Origin of the sequence: Proteus genomosp. 6, assembly GCF_040139785.1 — a bacterium.
GTDB lineage: Bacteria > Pseudomonadota > Gammaproteobacteria > Enterobacterales > Enterobacteriaceae > Proteus.
In genome coordinates this window covers 148,409-165,583 of record NZ_JBEEVJ010000004.1, presented here as the reverse complement: position 1 = coordinate 165,583, position 17,175 = coordinate 148,409, and the positions used below count along the sequence as shown (strand labels likewise).

Below are 17,175 nucleotides of genomic sequence, written 5' to 3'. Positions count from 1 at the left end.
CGCATTATCTATTGGGTGACAACGGGGACGAATATTAACGAGATGATTCGATTCTGGCAAGAGGAAAAACACAAATTTATATTCAACTGCTCGTATTTAAAGCTATTTGTTGATATTTGTGTCATTCCCTTGCCTAAATAACTGTTTATCTTTAACGCTCTGAGCGTAATAACACCACTTCATCAGATTGGCGTTGGATCCACCAAATACGGGAACCCATCATAATTGCTGAGGCAGTTAAACCTAGAATAAAGCCAATCCAGAAACCAGCAGGTCCCATCGCTTCAACAACGTAATTAGTACGCCCTAAGATATAACCAGAAGGCAATCCAATTACCCAGTAGGCAATAAAGGTAATAAAGAAGATAGAGCGGGTATCTTTATAACCTCTTAATACACCTGAGCCAATAACTTGCACAGAATCTGATAACTGATAAAGCGCAGCGAATAACATAAGATGAGATGCTAATGTCACCACTTCAATATCATCGTTATACATTAATGCGATTTTTTCTCTAAAGATGATAGAGAAAATCGCAGTACAACTTGCCAACATTAGCCCAACAGCAAGTGCTGTAATGGCTGAAGTGCGGGCTTGTTCTGTGGAGCGTTGTCCTAAGTTATGACCAACACGGATTGTTGCCGCTATTCCCAATGACAGAGGGAACATAAACATCAGGGAACTAAAGTTAAGTGCTATTTGATGACTAGCAACCGCAGTAACGCCTAAAGGTGAAACTAATAATGCAACAACAGCAAAGAGTGTTACTTCAAAGAATAAGGCTAAACCAACGGGTAATCCTAAAAATGTAATACGTTTTATCGTGTGGAAATCAGGACTTACTAAACGTTTCTTTGGCATAACATCACGTTGTGTCGGTGCTCGTCGCACGTAATAACGCATCATTAAGAACATTGCCCAGAAAACAGAGGCCGTTGCAACACCGCAACCAATACCCCCTAATTGTGGTGCGCCAAATTTACCGTAAATAAACGCATAGTTAACAGGGATATTAATTAATAAGCCAATAAAACCAATTATCATGCCGGGTTTTGTTTTAGATAATCCCTCACATTGGCTTCTTAGTACCTGATAGTAAAGGCAACCTGGCGCACCCCACATAATGGCGTGAATAAATCCAATGGCCTTTTCGGCTAATTCCGGTTCGATATCATGTTGCGCTTCAATAATAAAACGGCTGTTATAAAGAATAGCAATTACCATGATTGATAAGAAAGTGGCGAGCCAAAAACCTTGCTGTGTACGATTAGCAATGTGTTTTCGTTGTCCTGAACCATTTAATTGTGCAACGATTGGGGTTAATGCCATTAATATGCCTTGGCCTAATAAAATCGTTGGTAACCAAATAGACGTACCTACTGCCACTGCCGACATTTCTGTGGCATTTACAGCACCCGCCATGACAGTATCAACCACACCCATTGCTGTCTGGGAAAATTGCGCGATGATAACGGGGATACCGAGAGCAAGTAAGCTACGCGCTTCTCTTATGTACTTCTGCACGCATACACCTTTATTTATTATAAGAAAACGAAAGGAAAGGAAGAGAACAAACGTCGTATTGTTAAAATGACGTAAAGAGATCCTCAAGACCGCCTATTCTAATGATAAAAGTTTAATTAGCAACGAAAGAAGTTTAGCTTTTCAAGCACAGAATTTTGATAATTTATTAGGTGTTTTTACGTTATATTTAACGACAATAATCGATAAGGAATAAATGCGATAATTGTTCCTTTGTATTAATACGAGCTATGTTATCCTTAATAGCATAAACCTAAATTGAGTTTACCAGTTTATCGATCCAAGGAGATGTAAGATGTTTACAGGTATTGTTCAGGGAAAAGGGCGGGTTATTGCTATCGAAGATAAAGGCGATTTTCGTACCCATATCATTGAATTACCCAGCGAGTTAGTCGGCAATTTAGAAACAGGTGCTTCTGTTGCAAATAATGGTTGCTGTTTAACGGTCACTAAAATTGAAGGTACACATATTAGCTTTGATTTGGTGAAAGAGACATTACGTTTAACTAACCTTGGTGAATTAAAAGTCGGCTCCGAAGTAAATATTGAACGTGCGGCTAAGTATGGTGATGAAATTGGCGGGCATGTGATGTCTGGTCATATTGTAACAACGGCTGAAGTTGCCAAAATTATTACCTCAGAAAATAATCTACAAATATGGTTTCGTATTTTTGATAAAGCATTAATGAAGTATATTTTACACAAAGGTTTTATTGGTATTGATGGAATAAGCTTAACTGTGGGCGATGTGGTTAATAACCGTTTTTGTGTCCATTTAATTCCAGAAACTCGAGATAGAACGACATTAGGTCGTAAGCGCCTTGGTGATAAAGTCAATATTGAGCTTGATCCTCAAACTCAAGCGATTGTCGATACAGTAGAGCGCGTTATGGCACAACAAGCACAGCAACAAGCTTTATTCGCAACACAACAAATTGAAAATGAAGAACAAGCTTCACACAATTAATGATTAATGTTGTTGTTCTTAAAGAGAACCAAAGAAAAAGCCAGTTTATCAATCAAACTGGCTTTTCTCTTGTTAGAAAAAAATAATTAACGAGGGATCTGTAAACCGCCAATATGGCCTTTAGGGCTTAGCACTATTTGCCATAACTGAATATCTCTGGCACGAAATGCGCCAGCACAGGCATTAAGATAATAGCTAAACATACGTTTAAAACGCGGTGTGTAGTTAGATTCAATACTTGGCCAACACGCTAAAAAACGCTGATACCATGCCATTAATGTTTTATCGTAATCAGCGCCAAAGTTATGCCAATCTTCCATCACAAATTTATTGTCCATTGCATGAGCAATTTTTTGAATAGACGGTAAACACCCATTAGGAAAGATATATTTGCTTATCCAGCTATCTACATTCACTTTATCGCGGTTAGAACCAATGGTGTGCAATAAAAACAGACCATCTTCTTTTAAATTATGACGAACTACATCAAAATAAGTTGCATAATTTTTAGGCCCAACGTGTTCGAACATCCCCACTGAAACTATGCGATCAAATTTTTCATGTAAATCACGATAGTCTTCTAGAATAATATTAACATCAAGTCCTTGGCATCGAGCTTGTGCCAGTTTTTGTTGCTCAACAGAAATAGTGACACCCGTAACAGATACGCCAAAGTATTTGGCTGCGTAGCCTGCTAGTCCACCCCAGCCACAACCAATATCTAATAAGGTCATACCTGGCTTTAAATCTAATTTTCGGCAAATTAAATCTAATTTATGCTCTTGGGCTTGGGCTAAATTATCTGCATTTTTCCAGTAACCACAGGAATATTGCATATTAGGATCAAGCATGGCGGTAAATAGATCATTACCAAGATCGTAATGCTCTTTACCTACCATCCATGCGCGTTTTTGTGTTTGCAGATTAAAAAGGCGGGCTGTTGCAATCTTGAAAAGATCACGTAGATTTTGTGGAAGCTTATTTTCAAGACCAGCACGTAAAACTTTATGAAAGAATATATCTAGTCGCTCACAATCCCACCAACCATCCATATAACTTTCGCCGAGACCTAATGAGCCTTGCTGTAATACTCTTTTATAAAAATTTTGATTATGAACCTGAATATCATAAGGTTCTGAGCCATTAACTCGAATATCAGCGTGAGCTAACAGTTCTGTTGCGATCTTTTTATAAGGATCGTTGGAGGTCTTTCGGCCTTCTTCTACACAAGATGTACTCATATACTCTCCGCGTAAACTAAGCGGGTTTTGAAACATAAAGCTAAGAAAGGATGTGTACAGATTGATAGTATTAAAATGGTATTGTGTTCAGTATGAATTGAACGAATAGAATTAATAAAACAACTAATCTGACATAATCAGCAAATAATCTGTTTAATGTCTCAAAATCCGAAAGAAAAATAAATAAAACGCTATTACAGCGTATGAGTAAGTATAGAGACGTAGAATGTTTTTCTCTAGAAAAGAAAAAGGCCATTTTTATAAAATGGCCTTTTTAAGATAATTCTTAAAATAAGGGGGCGATTATTCTGCGGTTTGAACCGTGTGCTTGGTAACAGATTTATTGCGCTGAATAAAGTAGCCAACCGCCATTGGAATTGCTGTTAACGCCATAATTGCCGTGGTGTTAATCAGCGGTTGTTGGCTGATAAATGCGGACACAATAAAACTCGCTAAGCTACAAAGACCCAGTTGAAGTGCATTTTGTAACGCAGCTGCTTTACCACTAATTTCAGGGTAAGCGGATAAAGCATTAGATACTGCGATTGGATAAGATGCACCATTCATTGCAGCCATAATACAGAATGGAATTAAAATAGTCGTTAATGTTGGCTCAGTAAATTTAGCAACAAGGTATAACGCAGTCATACTGACAGCATAACCAATTAACAACAGTGGCAGTAGCGTTTTACCTGCCATTTTTGACAGTAAAATACGACAGCCATAACCACCCACCATAAATGCAACAGTTTGTGGAATATAACTTAAACCGATATCCTGTGGAGAGTAGCCCATCTTTTCAAGAATGATTGGTGAGCCAGCTAACCAAGCAAAGAAACCTGCACTACAAGAAGCGTAAACCAATACGTTACCTGTGTAGAGAGGGGATTTTAGTAAAGTCGTAAATGAAGCGGTAGGTTGGTTTTCATCAGTGACTGATTTTTGTTTAATGTTTTTTAGCATTAATGTCGGTAACATTAGAACTAATGTTACAGCCATTAACACCATGAAAATCATACGCCAGCCACCGTGATCTAATAATGATGCACCGATTAAAGGCGCAAGTGCTGGTGATAATGCAACCAGTGGCATAATTAAAGCAAAAACGTGCTGAGCGCGAGATTCATCAAAACGGTCGATGACAAGAGCTTGCCAAATAACAGCCGCAGAGCAGACGCCGAAAGCTTGTAGGAAGCGCATAGCAAGTAAGCCAGTTGCACTCTCAACCCACAGCATACCAAGACAGCCTAAAGAGAAAAGGCTTAAACCAATAAGTAGAATAGGTTTACGACCGACTTTGTCAGAAAGTGGTCCCCAAAGTAATTGAGCAACAGCAAAGCCAAATAAAAAGATACTTAAGCTATTACTAATAGCACCTTCGCTGATAGAGAGCTCACGCTGCATCATACCAAATGCAGGTAAGTACATATCAATAGCTAAGTAACCTAGCATACTCAAACCCGCTAGGTACACCATAAAGCTCATAGGTGTTTTTGATTGTGTGGAAGTTTTAGAATTCATTTTATTTTCTATGCTATGTGATGTAGAACATTTTATGTATTGTAACTAAGACTTATTTTACTTGTGAAACGGGAATATTTGGTTAATGCTGTGAAAAATTTTCAAAGGAATAAACTCTATGTGGTCAGAATACTCTTTAGAAGTTGTTGATGCAGTTGCAAGAACAGGAAGTTTTAGCTCCGCTGCTCAAGAATTGCACAGAGTGCCATCCGCCGTTAGTTACACTGTTCGGCAATTAGAGGAATGGCTTGCCGTTCCTTTGTTTGAGCGCCGTCACCGTGATGTAGAATTAACCGATGCAGGTAAAATTTTCATCAAAGAAGCACGATCTGTTATCAAAAAAATGAATGACACTAGACATCTTTGTCAACAAGTTTCTAATGGGTGGCGTGGTCAATTTAGTATAGCAGTTGATGGCATTGTTAAACCTGAAAGAACACAACAACTTATTCTCGATTTCTACCGCCATTTTCCTGATATTGAGCTGTATGTCTACCCTGAAGTGTTCAATGGCGTATGGGACTCCTTAGTTAATGGTCGTGTTGATTTAGCGATTGGTGCAACAAGAGCCTCACCAATTGGTGAACGTTATAGTTTTAGAGATATGGGATTTATGCCTTGGCGCTGTGTTTGTCATGTTGATCACCCTTTAGCGAAAGCACAACATCCATTAACGGATGATGAGATGCGACCTTATCCAAGTTTATGCTTAGAAGATACTTCACGCAGTTTACCAAAGCGTGACACTTGGGCGCTAAATAATCAGCGTAGAATGGTTGTTCCGACATGGGATATGGGGCTTGAATGTTTGTTAGCGGGATTATGCGTAGGAATGGTGCCTTGGCATCGTGCTGAACCTTTAATTGAACAAGGTAAGCTGGTTACTTTACAACTGGCACAACCATTGCCAGACAGCCCATGCTGCCTGACGTGGGTCGATAAAAGTGAATCACCCGCTTTGACATGGTTGTTAGATTATCTTGGAGATAGCCAAACCTTAAATGAGGAATGGCTTCGCTAGAAATCAGATAGCCGAATAAATCTGAATTAACGACGGTAGTCAATAAAAGGACCGTCAGCAACTGAACGGCGCTCAACTAATCGTGGATGAACTTCGATTGTTTGGGCGTCTTCGCGTTTATTGACGATGCGATCAAGCAACATTGACAAAGCCATTTGACCTAAACGCTCTTTTGGCTGGTGGACTGTGGTTAATGCTGGCGTAAAATAACGCGCATTACGAATATTGTCGTAACCCACAATGGAAATATCGAAAGGAACACGTAAACCTAGCTCATCAGCGGCACAAATTGCGCCCATTGCCATCACATCACCACCACAAAAAACAGCAGTAGGGCGATGTTTTTGATTTAACATCTGATACATGGCTTTATAACCAGATTCTGGCTCAAAGTCGCCTTGTACAATCCACTCATCTTTTACTGTGATTTTTGCTTCTTCCATGGCTTTTAAGAAACCTTGTAAGCGACCACCACCGGTATTACGTTCTAATGGACCAGGGATAATACCAATATCACGATGACCACGTTCAATAAGGTAACGACCCGCAATATAACCACCATGAAAAGCATTATCGATAATCGTATCGGTAAAGTCACCACGCGCCTTACCCCAATCCATGACAACCATTGGAATATTACGATAGCCTTCTAACAGTGACAGAAGGTGATCGGGGTATTCAGAACACATGACTAATAACCCATCAACACGTTTTTGTGCCAGCATCGCTAAATAGGCTTTTTGTTTATCGAGGTTATTATGTGAATTACATAAAATCAGTGTGTAGCCTTTGCTATAACAACTATTTTCAACAGCTTCAATCACTTCAGCAAAGTAAGGAGCTTCACTGGACGTGGCTAACAGGCCAATAGATTTGGTGTGATTGACTTTTAAACTACGCGCAACGGCACTAGGCGAATAATTTAATTCTTTTATAGCGGCCCAAACTGCTGCCCGTGTGTTCTCAGCAACAAAACGTGTTTTGTTGATCACATGAGAAACAGTCGTGGTTGATACGCCTGCGCGTTTTGCCACGTCTTTTATTGTTGCCATGGTGTGGAAAACTCCTGACCTTCATTGGTCTCTTTTATCTAATTTTATGGTTTAACTGCCAGTATAGTCATACATAGGGCAAACACTGGCAATAATTTAGCGATTAGCTGTGAATTTTGTATGATCTAGCTCAAAAGTGAAAGTATTAATCAATGTTATAAATTGTGCACTAGTCGCTATTTTAGCAAATTTTGATATGTGATAATAATTAACCATGACAAGGTTATGGTTAAAAAAGTGTATTATAATCATTTTGAGGGAGAAATAGATGGATACGGATCTGAAATTTGGTTTGAGTACAGCAGTAGCAGCGCTTGTTATGATTGTTTTATTTTCGACTATGTTGTTCTAATCACTGCTTTATAGAATATCCGATCAATTTAAATAATAAATTATCGAATATCTGAATATAACAAAGGGCTCAAGGCCCTTTGTTATTTTGTCACCAAAAATGAATCTCAATCACTCACCTTTGATTATCAAGCTCAATTAAGCAAGGTTAGCTTCAACAAATGACCAGTTAACCAGTGCCCAGAACTCTTCTAAATATTTAACGCGCGCATTACGGTAGTCGATGTAGTAAGCATGTTCCCATACGTCTACTGTTAACAGAGGTTTGTCTGCGCCTGAAACTGGAGTAGCAGCATTAGACGTGTTAACAATTGCAACTGAACCGTCTGCTTTTTTAACTAACCAAGTCCAACCTGAACCGAAGTTTTTAGCTGCCGCATCATTAAATTGCTTTTTGAACTCTTCAAAAGAGCCGAATGCTTTGTTGATAGCATCAGCAACTTTACCTGTTGGTGCGCCGCCTGCGTTTGGTGCTAAGCAGTTCCAGTAGAAAGTGTGGTTCCATACTTGAGCTGCATTGTTAAAGATACCACCATCAGTAGATTTGATGATTTCTTCTAAGGATTTGCTTTCTAAATCAGTACCTTTAACCAGGTTATTTAAATTGGTTACGTAGGTTTGGTGGTGTTTGCCGTAGTGATATTCTAAAGTTTCTTTAGAGATGTGTGGCTCAAGAGCATCTAACGCATAAGGTAATTTTGGTAATTCGAAAGACATTGCGTACTCCTTTAAACTATCTATTTCGGGTTTTGTGCCTGAAATCATTCCATCAAAATCATTTGAATTGATAGAATGAGGCAAATGAATCACTAAGTTGTTACTATTTTGCTAATTATTTTAACAAAAATCTGCTGAAATAACAGCTAAATATCTTTTATCTATAGTTATAAGCCATATAGATTAATTATACTCATAAGAGTATATCCCACAGAGTAACTCGTAAAGCAGTAAAATATTGACTTTGTTCAGAGCCTATATCCTCTGATTGTTGCATTTTTTGCTTACTCTATCATCAGTGTATACATCATTTTCACTACGACTAAGAATAGGAATAATGCAAATATTTGGCGAACTCTTGGAATAGGTAGGCGATAAGCAACTTTTACACCGACAGGGGCGAAGAGAATGCTGGTAATGCTTATTCCAATAAAGGCAGGTAAGTAAACAAAGCCTAAATAATAGTCATCAATATTTGTTTGATTCCAACCATAGATAATACCCATGATTGTGCCTATGGAAGCGATGATGACACCAATCATTGAAGAGGTTGCAATACATTTGCGTGTATTAAATCCCCAATGACTTAAAAGAGGAATGGTGATAGTCCCACCAGCAATACCGATAAAGCTGGATATAAAGCCAATTAAAGAGCCACCACTGGTTAACGCTGGTTTTGAAACAACAGGATCTTTCACGTTTTCTATGCGTTCTGCTTCTTTCTTTTTAGTTAATAATCCATAGATGGTATATACCATGAAAATACAGAACACGATTTGCAATATCGTGTTTGACATTTTTTGTACCAAAAATGTCCCAACAAGCATACCAATGATAGTGCCGATGGATAATAGAGGAAATTGCTGCCATAAAATGGCTTTATGTTTGTTATGGGAATACGCTGAAGATGCTGTGGAAAATATAATGACAGAGAACGAGGTAGATAAGGCAATTTTCATCACCATATCTGTTGGGATAGCTTGTTGACTCACTACATACATAACTACCGGAACAATGATTGCACCGCCTCCTATGCCAAGTAGTCCAGCAAAAAAGCCAGTGATACATCCCACTAAAAGAAACAGCAAAATCATATCCATAGTTAATACTCATCAAGGTTTATAACAAATTTATTTATATACATTATATCCTTTTAATAAAGTAGCGTTTTATCTTAATGTATAGATTATGAAATTTAATATATTGATTTTGATGTAAAACTAAAGCCGTTGTTATTTCATTTAATAATAAAGCAGTGCTTCATATACTTTAAAATCAAGTGAAGAAAAAATGCTCTTAAAATTAAGAAAGGAAAAACTGCAAAAATAAAAGGGGAGCTAATAGGATAAAACACACTCATAACCATCGGTAACGTATTGATTTATTTTTTATGCTTTATTGTGTTTTTTCTCATCAATAATCTCATAGATTAATACCAACTTATTGTTTTATATCGAGAACTAAACTTATATAGAGGTTTCTAATATAAAGTGGTATTCTTCTTTCATGTTTTCCCCTATAAAGCATATCGAATATAAAAGGCTGTAAGGACTTACAAATGACGACTATTGAAAAAATTGAACGCCAGATCAATGAAAACCCAATTATTTTATACATGAAAGGTTCACCAAAATTACCAAGTTGTGGTTTTTCTGCTCAGGCAGTTCAAGCTATTTCTGCTTGTGGTGAGCGTTTTGCGTATGTTGATATCTTGCAAAACCCAGATATTCGTGCAGAGCTACCAAAATATGCACACTGGCCAACCTTCCCACAATTATGGGTAGATGGTGAATTAGTCGGTGGATGTGACATTATTTTAGAAATGTATCAGCGCGGTGAATTACAGAAGTTATTAAAAGAGACTGCTGATAAATACCGTGGTGAAGAAGAAGCACAGTAATTAATTTTTATTGTGTCGGTATTGAAACGCATAAAATAATGAGATCTTCGATAAAAAAGCCCGTTCAATGATGAACGGGCTTTTTTCTGTTATTCATAAATGTATCAGCGAAATCATAGTTTCAAGGTGTAGGCAATGGCCATCCACCAAGCTTTTTCCAACGGTTAACTAATTCACAAAAAAGTAATGATGTGCGATTAGTATCGTATAATGCACCGTGCGCTAATTTGCTATCAAAGGGAATGCCAGCAGTGATGCAGGCTTTAGCCAAAATTGTCTGCCCTAATACCAATCCACTTAAAGCCGCTGTATCAAAGGTGGCAAAAGGGTGAAAAGGATTACGTTTTAATCCAGCACGCTCAGCAGCAGCCATCACAAAGCTGTGATCAAAATTTGCATTATGAGCGACAATAATAGCGCGATTACAATCTGCATCCTTCATTCCTTTACGTACCATTTTAAAAATGGCATGAAAGGCTTCATATTCACTGACTGCGCCACGTAAAGGATTAGTTGGATCAATACCTGTAAACTCTAAGGCTGCTGGCTCTAAATTAGCCCCTTCAAAGGGTTCAACATGAAAATGTAATGTGTTATCAGGTTTTAGCCAACCTTGCTCATCCATTTTTAGTGTAATGGCGGCGATTTCAAGTAAACCGTCTGTTTTCGCATTAAATCCACCTGTTTCAACATCAATGACAACAGGGTAGTAACCCCGAAAACGGTTACAAAGCTTATTGGGATTATTTATATCAGGCATTAAGTTGTACTTATCCGATAAAAATAGAATATCGGAAATTGATAATCAGTAAGGCCAGAAAGATACACATGTTATCTTTCTGGTTTTAATAAATATTAGTTACCTAGAGCGTGACTTGCACTTTTGTTTTCGATGAGCTCGATTTTATATCCATCAGGATCTTCAACAAAAGCAATAATTGTTGAGCCACCTTTTACTGGACCCGCATCACGGGTAACATTACCGCCAGCTTGGCGAATGGCTTCACAGGTTGCGGAAACATCATCAACACCTAATGCCACATGCCCAAAAGCGGTTCCCATTTCGTAGCTGTTTACACCCCAGTTATAGGTTAATTCGATAACCGCACCAGTGCTTTCATCACCATAACCAACAAAAGCTAACGAGTATTTATATTCCTCATTCTCGCTAGTGCGTAGAAGTTGCATACCTAAAACCTTGGTATAAAAGTCGATAGAACGTTGTAAATCGCCCACACGGATCATGGTATGAAGTACTCGCATATAAACCTCTTGTGTTTTTCTAATGATTAAACCCTACAGTTAAACTGATGGCGGAGTACTATAACGCGTTAAAGCCCTAAAGTTCAATTTTACTACGCCTTTAACAGTTCAATAAATCATGTTGTGCAGATAATATCTCTATTAACTATACTCTATTGTAACAAACAATAGGGAGGGAAAATCAAATGCAAGAACAATTAGAATTTTTTGATATTCCTAGTCCTTGTATTGGGCGTTGTGAAATGAATGCGCAAGGATATTGCGTTGGGTGCTATCGCAGTCGCCAAGAGCGGTTTAATTGGTCAATAATGAGTCAACAAGAGAAAAGAAATATATTACGACTTTGTCAGCAACGTTATTTAAGAACATTAAAAAAACTGGGTTCTTCAATTGAAAGAGAAAATGATCAACTCAATTTATTTTAAATGTGCTACTTATTTTTTAATATTAAAATAATAATTAACTATCTTTTTAATTCATTATTGTTATTTATTGTAGTTATGTGGTTTATTATTTTTTCTTTATTAATATAAAGTTATAACTTTAAAGTGTTGTTGCTCTATTTTTATTTGCAATCAATTGATAAGAATGGTTTTTTTCTTGGTTTTAGTGTTGGATTTAAAATAATAATAATTATTATGTAAAAAAATATAGATTAGTTTTTATAACAAGGTTATTCTTTATGAACTTTCTTTGCTAGAAAGAAAAGCTTTAATTATATCTGGAAAATAATTACTTATCTAATAAATAGGGTTATAACTATATTAGTTATTAAAGGTAATGTTTTAATTAAAAAGAATAGGTAAATATTGTATTAAAAATGAATATCTAAACTTTGTAATAAGTTGACTGAAAATGCTAATTAAGGAGAGATAAGTGGAATCAACATTAGGAGCTGATTTAGCGCGTTTAGTTCGATTGTGGCGTGCTTTAATTGATCATCGTCTCAAACCATTAAAATTAACCCAAACCCACTGGGTTACTTTGTACAATATCAGCCAATTACCTCCAGAGCAGTCACAAATCCAATTGGCAAAAGCAATAGGGATCGAGCAACCGTCTTTAGTGAGAACCTTAGATCAACTGGAAGAAAAAAAGCTGATATGTCGGCATACATGTGCAAATGATCGTAGAGCAAAACGTATAAAATTAACAAAAGAATCTGAGCCTTTTATTAATGAGGTTTATACTGTTATAGAAAAAACGAGACGAGAAATATTAGGTGGTATCCAACTAGACGAAATCGAAAGGCTAATAGGTACAATCCAAAAATTAGAAAAAAATATAAATAGGTTAAATGACTAATAATTTCAAATTTAATATATATTCTATTTAAATAAGATTAATGACATGATGATAACTATACTCTAAATAATTTGATGTTCAGCTAGATAACAAGTGAATGAGTCACTAGGGATATATAAAATATGTCACTGGTGCGAGTAAACGATGTCAACAATACTGAAATTTGAAATATGACGAGTATATAACAAAAATCATTATATAATCCTAATTGTCATAACTAGATTATATATTCGTTCTCTCTTTAGGTTACTTATTATTGAGTCATAAAATAAAACAGGCAACTTTAATGTTGCCTGTTTTTTGTTGTTCATTAGCGAGGAGAAACAGTTAAGTTATTTCCGTTGCCAATAACTGCAACACGTTGACCTTGGCTATAAACAGTATTATCTGCTTTTTGAACGATAGCGACAGTTCTACCACTATCTAAACGAACTTCAATTTGAACACCCTTAGTGGTATTTAAAGCGCCTTGTGCTTGTTGTCCTGCCATACCACCTGCTATTGCACCCGCGGCTGTTGCAAGATTACGACCTGTACCACCCCCCACAGTGTTACCTAGCATACCACCAAGAACGGCACCACCGATAGCGCCTAAAATATTCTCATCGCTACCCGCTTGAATATTTACTGCACGCACAGAAACCACTGTACCATAAGTAATATTTTGAGCTTGTTTTGCTTGGCTTGCGGTATAAGTGTCACCAGATAGTGAATTTGTATTCACACAACCAGTAAGTACAGTCATTGTAAAAAGACCAATAAGTAAATGCTTAAACATAGTCACTCCTAAAGAAAATCTGAGGTAAATTATTCAGATTATACCAATGTTATCTAGTATCAGTTATAGCTCGTTTTTTGCGTATGTCGACACTGATTTTAATAATATATAGCTTACTATATAGTAAAGGCCGATCGTAAAAACAGAAGAGATTTCTGAAAAGAGAGAATATAACATTATATGTTAAAAATTTGCATCATCTTGATTATAAGGAAAAGAACATGATAGCAGGGCGGTACATTGGCGTGATGTCTGGCACAAGCTTAGATGGTGTTGATGTTGTATTAGCTGCAATCAATAATAAGTTCGTAGCACAACAAGAAAATCACTTTCTGCCTTATCCACAAAAACTACGCCAACGAATTTTAGCTGTTTGCCAAGGACAACCTACTACCTTGCATGAAATCGGCCTATTAGATGCCCAACTGGGCGAACTTTATGCGCAAGCAATTATAGAGTTACTCGCAAAAGTAAAACTTAGCGCGAGTGATATTACGGCGATAGGATGTCATGGACAAACCGTTTGGCATGAGCCAGAAAGTGATATGCCATTTACTATGCAAATTGGTGACAACAACCGTGTTGCTGCACTAACAGGAATTACGACAGTTGGTGATTTTCGTCGCAGAGATATTGCTTATGGCGGACAAGGTGCACCTTTAGTACCCGCTTTTCATCTTGCCGTGTTAGGACACTCTGTTGAAAAACGTGTTATTTTAAATATTGGTGGTATTGCCAATATCTCATTGTTATTACCTGGTATTGCAGTCAAAGGCTACGATACAGGACCCGGAAATATGCTATTAGATAGCTGGAATTGGATCCATAACCAAACACCCTATGATGATAATGGTAAATGGGCTGCTACTGGCACTGTAAACGCAACTTTATTGAAAGATATGCTTTCAGATCCTTATTTTTCGCGTTCAGCACCTAAAAGTACAGGGCGAGAATATTTTAATACACAATGGCTAAATTACCATTTAGCAAGAGTACCGAATGTTTTTCCTGAAGATGTACAAGCCACTTTAGTTGAATTAACCGCGATAAGTATTGTGCAACAGATCCAATTAAACGGTGGATGTGAACGTTTACTCGTTTGTGGTGGTGGGGCGAGAAATGGGCAAATTATGCATCGTTTAGCTTCATTATTACCAGGTACAGAAGTCGCAACAACGGATAAATATGGTTTAAGTGGCGATGATATGGAAGCGTTGGCATTTGCTTGGTTAGCCGCTCGAACTATCGCAAATGAATCAGGGAATTTGCCTTCTGTAACAGGGGCATCAAGAGAAACCGTTTTAGGGGCGATTTACCCTACAAATCCTCGTTAAGCGTGATATGCTGAACGCAGTTTCTCAAAAGAGAGAGTGAAAAATGACAGAACTTGATTTTATTGATGTTGCAGATTTACGCCGTGAATATATGAAAGGCGGATTACGACGTCATGAATTAACAGAAGAGCCATTAGTCTTGTTCGAAAAGTGGCTAAAACAGGCTTGTGAAGCACGTTTAAGCGATCCTACTGCCATGTGTGTCGCCACAGTTGATGAAAATGGACAACCCTATCAACGTATCGTGTTATTAAAACACTTTGATGAAAAAGGGCTCGTGTTCTATACCAATTTGGGTAGCCGCAAAGCCAGTCATTTAGAGCATAATCAAAAAATCAGTCTGTTGTTTCCTTGGTATCCCTTGGAAAGACAAGTTTGCTTTTTAGGTAAAGCAGAGAGGCTCTCTTCACTCGAAGTGATTAAATATTTTCATAGTCGTCCTAAAGATAGTCAAATTGCAGCGTGGGCTTCTCAACAGTCTTCTCGCATTTCCGCAAGAGGCGTATTAGAAAGTAAATTTCTGGAATTAAAACAGAAATTCCAAAATGGAGAAGTGCCATTACCGAGTTTCTGGGGTGGATATCGTGTGACATTTGATTCTGTTGAATTTTGGCAAGGACGAGAAAATCGTCTACACGATCGCTTTATCTACCAAAAATCACCACAAGGATGGGACATTGAGCGATTAGCACCTTAATGCTGTGTTAATAAATTTGCCTCAAAAAGTCTTTTTCTACTGGTACTTAATGTAGTGGCGCTTTATGCTATACCACTTGTGTTTCACTTATATTTTAATAGACAAAAAACAATAAACCGATGGAGTCATTGATGTCTAGCAAGAACCTAATCACACAATTGCAGGAGCGTGGGCTAATCGCTCAGGTCACGGATGAGGCAGCTTTAGTAGAGCGTTTGGAGCAAGGTCCTATCGCTCTCTATTGTGGCTTCGATCCTACCGCTGATAGCCTGCACTTGGGGCATTTGGTTCCTTTGCTGTGTTTAAAACGATTCCAACTAGCCGGGCATAAGCCTGTGGCGTTGGTGGGTGGTGCAACGGGTCTAATTGGTGATCCTAGTTTTAAAGCCACTGAGCGCAAACTGAATACCCAAGATACTGTTCACGAATGGGTAGAAAAAATTCGTAAACAAGTGTCACCTTTCTTAGATTTCAACAGTGGTGAAAACAGTGCGGAATTAGCAAACAACTATGACTGGTTTGGTCAAATGGATGTGCTGACATTCCTGCGTGATATCGGTAAACACTTCTCTGTGAACCAAATGATCAACAAAGAAGCGGTTAAACAACGTTTAAACCGTGACGACGTGGGTATCTCTTTTACTGAATTCGCCTATAACCTATTACAAGCTTATGACTTTGCGTCATTAAATACGCATTTAGGTGTTGAATTACAAATCGGTGGCTCTGATCAGTGGGGTAATATCACTTCAGGTATCGATTTAACCCGTCGTTTCAATCAGAAACAAGTATTTGGTATGACTGTACCATTAATTACTAAATCTGATGGAACTAAATTCGGTAAGACAGAAGGCGGTGCGGTTTGGTTAGATCCTAAGAAAACAAGCCCATACAAATTCTACCAGTTCTGGATCAATACAGCAGATGCTGACGTTTATCGCTTCTTAAAATTCTTCACATTTATGAGCATTGAAGAAATTAATGCACTTGAAGAAGAAGATAAAAATAGCGGTCAAGCGCCTCGTGCTCAACGTGTATTAGCAGAACTAGTCACTGGTTTAGTTCATGGTGAAGAAGGTTTAATCGCTGCTAAACGTATTACAGAAAGCTTATTCTCTGGTGCAATTGCAGACTTAACACAAGCTGACCTTGAACAATTAGCACAAGATGGTATGCCAACAATTGAGTTAGAAAAAGGCAGTGATTTGCAACAAGCACTGGTTAACGCAGAATTAGTTCCTTCTCGCGGTCAGGCTCGTACAATGATTGGCTCTAACGCAGTTTCAATTAATGGTGAAAAACAAGACAATCCTGAATACGTCTTTGAAGAAAAAGATTTCTTATTTGGTCATTATTCTATTTTGCGTCGCGGTAAAAAACATTACTGCCTCGTTATCTGGAAATAATTGACAGTAAAGGGCAGCCGATGAGTTGCCCTTTTTCTTAATAACAATAAATAAACGTATATACCTCGCCTATGATGAT

The 17,175-nt window shown here is 37.7% G+C and carries 18 protein-coding genes; 9 read left to right on the top strand and 9 right to left on the bottom strand.

Going from position 1 to position 17,175, the window contains the following annotated elements:
• Nucleotides 1-151 precede the first annotated feature (151 nt).
• Nucleotides 152-1,525, bottom strand: a complete 1,374-nt coding sequence (locus ABN212_RS06755; protein ID WP_160230322.1) for an MATE family efflux transporter — start codon at nt 1,523-1,525, stop codon at nt 152-154.
• Nucleotides 1,526-1,838: 313 nt separating this feature from the next.
• Between ABN212_RS06755 and ABN212_RS06750 the strand changes: the two genes are divergently transcribed.
• Entirely contained in the window at nt 1,839-2,510 is a 672-nt protein-coding gene (locus tag ABN212_RS06750; RefSeq protein WP_196533266.1) for a riboflavin synthase subunit alpha, read from the top strand.
• A gap of 86 nt (nt 2,511-2,596) precedes the next feature.
• Here ABN212_RS06750 and cfa read toward each other — a convergent pair whose 3' ends face one another.
• On the bottom strand, nt 2,597-3,751 hold the full coding sequence (cfa, locus tag ABN212_RS06745) for a cyclopropane fatty acyl phospholipid synthase (protein WP_198629826.1): 1,155 nt from the start codon (nt 3,749-3,751) through the stop codon (nt 2,597-2,599).
• Nucleotides 3,752-4,054: 303 nt separating this feature from the next.
• Nucleotides 4,055-5,272 (bottom strand): purine nucleoside transporter PunC, encoded by a 1,218-nt coding sequence (punC, locus tag ABN212_RS06740; RefSeq protein ID WP_349443022.1) that lies wholly within the window; start codon nt 5,270-5,272, stop codon nt 4,055-4,057.
• 118 nt (nt 5,273-5,390) lie between these two features.
• Between punC and punR the strand changes: the two genes are divergently transcribed.
• Nucleotides 5,391-6,293, top strand: coding sequence for a DNA-binding transcriptional activator PunR (gene punR, locus ABN212_RS06735; protein ID WP_088495752.1), 903 nt, complete (start codon nt 5,391-5,393; stop codon nt 6,291-6,293).
• Nucleotides 6,294-6,319: 26 nt separating this feature from the next.
• Here punR and purR read toward each other — a convergent pair whose 3' ends face one another.
• Nucleotides 6,320-7,345: an HTH-type transcriptional repressor PurR gene (gene purR, locus ABN212_RS06730; RefSeq protein ID WP_198619596.1), complete on the bottom strand. Its 1,026-nt coding sequence runs from the start codon at nt 7,343-7,345 to the stop codon at nt 6,320-6,322.
• A gap of 268 nt (nt 7,346-7,613) precedes the next feature.
• On the opposite strand from purR, the gene ABN212_RS18865 reads away from it, so the two are divergent.
• A complete protein-coding gene (locus tag ABN212_RS18865) occupies nt 7,614-7,697 on the top strand; it encodes a YnhF family membrane protein (RefSeq protein WP_103004765.1) in 84 nt (27 codons plus the stop codon).
• A 137-nt stretch (nt 7,698-7,834) separates the two neighbouring features.
• On the opposite strand, the gene sodB is transcribed toward ABN212_RS18865, so the two are convergent.
• A complete protein-coding gene (sodB, locus tag ABN212_RS06725) occupies nt 7,835-8,413 on the bottom strand; it encodes a superoxide dismutase [Fe] (protein ID WP_109372414.1) in 579 nt (192 codons plus the stop codon).
• A 284-nt stretch (nt 8,414-8,697) separates the two neighbouring features.
• Complete coding sequence (locus ABN212_RS06720; protein ID WP_109372413.1) at nt 8,698-9,513, bottom strand: sulfite exporter TauE/SafE family protein; 816 nt, start codon at nt 9,511-9,513, stop codon at nt 8,698-8,700.
• A gap of 458 nt (nt 9,514-9,971) precedes the next feature.
• Here ABN212_RS06720 and ABN212_RS06715 point away from each other — a divergent pair, with 458 nt between their 5' ends.
• Complete coding sequence (locus ABN212_RS06715; RefSeq protein ID WP_006537039.1) at nt 9,972-10,313, top strand: Grx4 family monothiol glutaredoxin; 342 nt, start codon at nt 9,972-9,974, stop codon at nt 10,311-10,313.
• A gap of 121 nt (nt 10,314-10,434) precedes the next feature.
• On the opposite strand, the gene rnt is transcribed toward ABN212_RS06715, so the two are convergent.
• Together rnt and gloA are read right to left on the bottom strand one after the other, a co-directional pair.
• A complete protein-coding gene (rnt, locus tag ABN212_RS06710) occupies nt 10,435-11,073 on the bottom strand; it encodes a ribonuclease T (RefSeq protein WP_075673239.1) in 639 nt (212 codons plus the stop codon).
• A 95-nt stretch (nt 11,074-11,168) separates the two neighbouring features.
• Entirely contained in the window at nt 11,169-11,576 is a 408-nt protein-coding gene (gloA, locus tag ABN212_RS06705; protein WP_198619595.1) for a lactoylglutathione lyase, read from the bottom strand.
• Between the two features lie 185 nt (nt 11,577-11,761).
• On the opposite strand from gloA, the gene ABN212_RS06700 reads away from it, so the two are divergent.
• Both ABN212_RS06700 and slyA read left to right on the top strand, forming a co-directional pair.
• Complete coding sequence (locus tag ABN212_RS06700) at nt 11,762-12,001, top strand: DUF1289 domain-containing protein (RefSeq protein WP_198619594.1); 240 nt, start codon at nt 11,762-11,764, stop codon at nt 11,999-12,001.
• Between the two features lie 451 nt (nt 12,002-12,452).
• Nucleotides 12,453-12,881, top strand: coding sequence for a transcriptional regulator SlyA (gene slyA / locus ABN212_RS06695; RefSeq protein WP_196533262.1), 429 nt, complete (start codon nt 12,453-12,455; stop codon nt 12,879-12,881).
• 310 nt (nt 12,882-13,191) lie between these two features.
• Here the strand turns inward: slyA and ABN212_RS06690 are convergent, their stop codons facing one another.
• A complete protein-coding gene (locus ABN212_RS06690; RefSeq protein ID WP_075672187.1) occupies nt 13,192-13,659 on the bottom strand; it encodes a glycine zipper 2TM domain-containing protein in 468 nt (155 codons plus the stop codon).
• 221 nt (nt 13,660-13,880) lie between these two features.
• Between ABN212_RS06690 and anmK the strand changes: the two genes are divergently transcribed.
• The 3 genes from anmK to tyrS all read left to right on the top strand — a co-directional run bounded on the left by anmK (nt 13,881) and on the right by tyrS (nt 17,096).
• Nucleotides 13,881-14,993: an anhydro-N-acetylmuramic acid kinase gene (anmK, locus tag ABN212_RS06685; RefSeq protein ID WP_198619593.1), complete on the top strand. Its 1,113-nt coding sequence runs from the start codon at nt 13,881-13,883 to the stop codon at nt 14,991-14,993.
• Between the two features lie 43 nt (nt 14,994-15,036).
• The gene (gene pdxH / locus ABN212_RS06680; protein WP_109372409.1) at nt 15,037-15,690 is read left to right on the top strand and encodes a pyridoxamine 5'-phosphate oxidase; all 654 of its coding nucleotides are present in this window, start codon (nt 15,037-15,039) and stop codon (nt 15,688-15,690) included.
• 131 nt (nt 15,691-15,821) lie between these two features.
• Nucleotides 15,822-17,096 carry a tyrosine--tRNA ligase gene (gene tyrS, locus ABN212_RS06675; protein ID WP_036913193.1) on the top strand — a complete coding sequence of 425 codons (1,275 nt, stop codon included), beginning with the start codon at nt 15,822-15,824 and terminating at the stop codon, nt 17,094-17,096.
• The last annotated feature ends 79 nt before the right edge of the window (nt 17,097-17,175 follow it).

Bases quoted from the DNA above. Each gene is read 5' to 3' on its own strand.
- sodB (WP_109372414.1), bottom strand. From the start codon at position 8,413: ATGTCTTTCGAATTACCAAAATTACCTTATGCGTTAGATGCTCTTGAG.
- gloA (WP_198619595.1), bottom strand. From the start codon at position 11,576: ATGCGAGTACTTCATACCATGATCCGTGTGGGCGATTTACAACGTTCT.
- ABN212_RS06690 (WP_075672187.1), bottom strand. From the start codon at position 13,659: ATGTTTAAGCATTTACTTATTGGTCTTTTTACAATGACTGTACTTACT.
- ABN212_RS06700 (WP_198619594.1), top strand. From the start codon at position 11,762: ATGCAAGAACAATTAGAATTTTTTGATATTCCTAGTCCTTGTATTGGG.
- punR (WP_088495752.1), top strand. From the start codon at position 5,391: ATGTGGTCAGAATACTCTTTAGAAGTTGTTGATGCAGTTGCAAGAACA.
- ABN212_RS06720 (WP_109372413.1), bottom strand. From the start codon at position 9,513: ATGGATATGATTTTGCTGTTTCTTTTAGTGGGATGTATCACTGGCTTT.
- ABN212_RS18865 (WP_103004765.1), top strand. From the start codon at position 7,614: ATGGATACGGATCTGAAATTTGGTTTGAGTACAGCAGTAGCAGCGCTT.
- ABN212_RS06750 (WP_196533266.1), top strand. From the start codon at position 1,839: ATGTTTACAGGTATTGTTCAGGGAAAAGGGCGGGTTATTGCTATCGAA.
- anmK (WP_198619593.1), top strand. From the start codon at position 13,881: ATGATAGCAGGGCGGTACATTGGCGTGATGTCTGGCACAAGCTTAGAT.
- rnt (WP_075673239.1), bottom strand. From the start codon at position 11,073: ATGCCTGATATAAATAATCCCAATAAGCTTTGTAACCGTTTTCGGGGT.
- punC (WP_349443022.1), bottom strand. From the start codon at position 5,272: ATGAATTCTAAAACTTCCACACAATCAAAAACACCTATGAGCTTTATG.
- tyrS (WP_036913193.1), top strand. From the start codon at position 15,822: ATGTCTAGCAAGAACCTAATCACACAATTGCAGGAGCGTGGGCTAATC.
- pdxH (WP_109372409.1), top strand. From the start codon at position 15,037: ATGACAGAACTTGATTTTATTGATGTTGCAGATTTACGCCGTGAATAT.
- ABN212_RS06715 (WP_006537039.1), top strand. From the start codon at position 9,972: ATGACGACTATTGAAAAAATTGAACGCCAGATCAATGAAAACCCAATT.
- purR (WP_198619596.1), bottom strand. From the start codon at position 7,345: ATGGCAACAATAAAAGACGTGGCAAAACGCGCAGGCGTATCAACCACG.
- cfa (WP_198629826.1), bottom strand. From the start codon at position 3,751: ATGAGTACATCTTGTGTAGAAGAAGGCCGAAAGACCTCCAACGATCCT.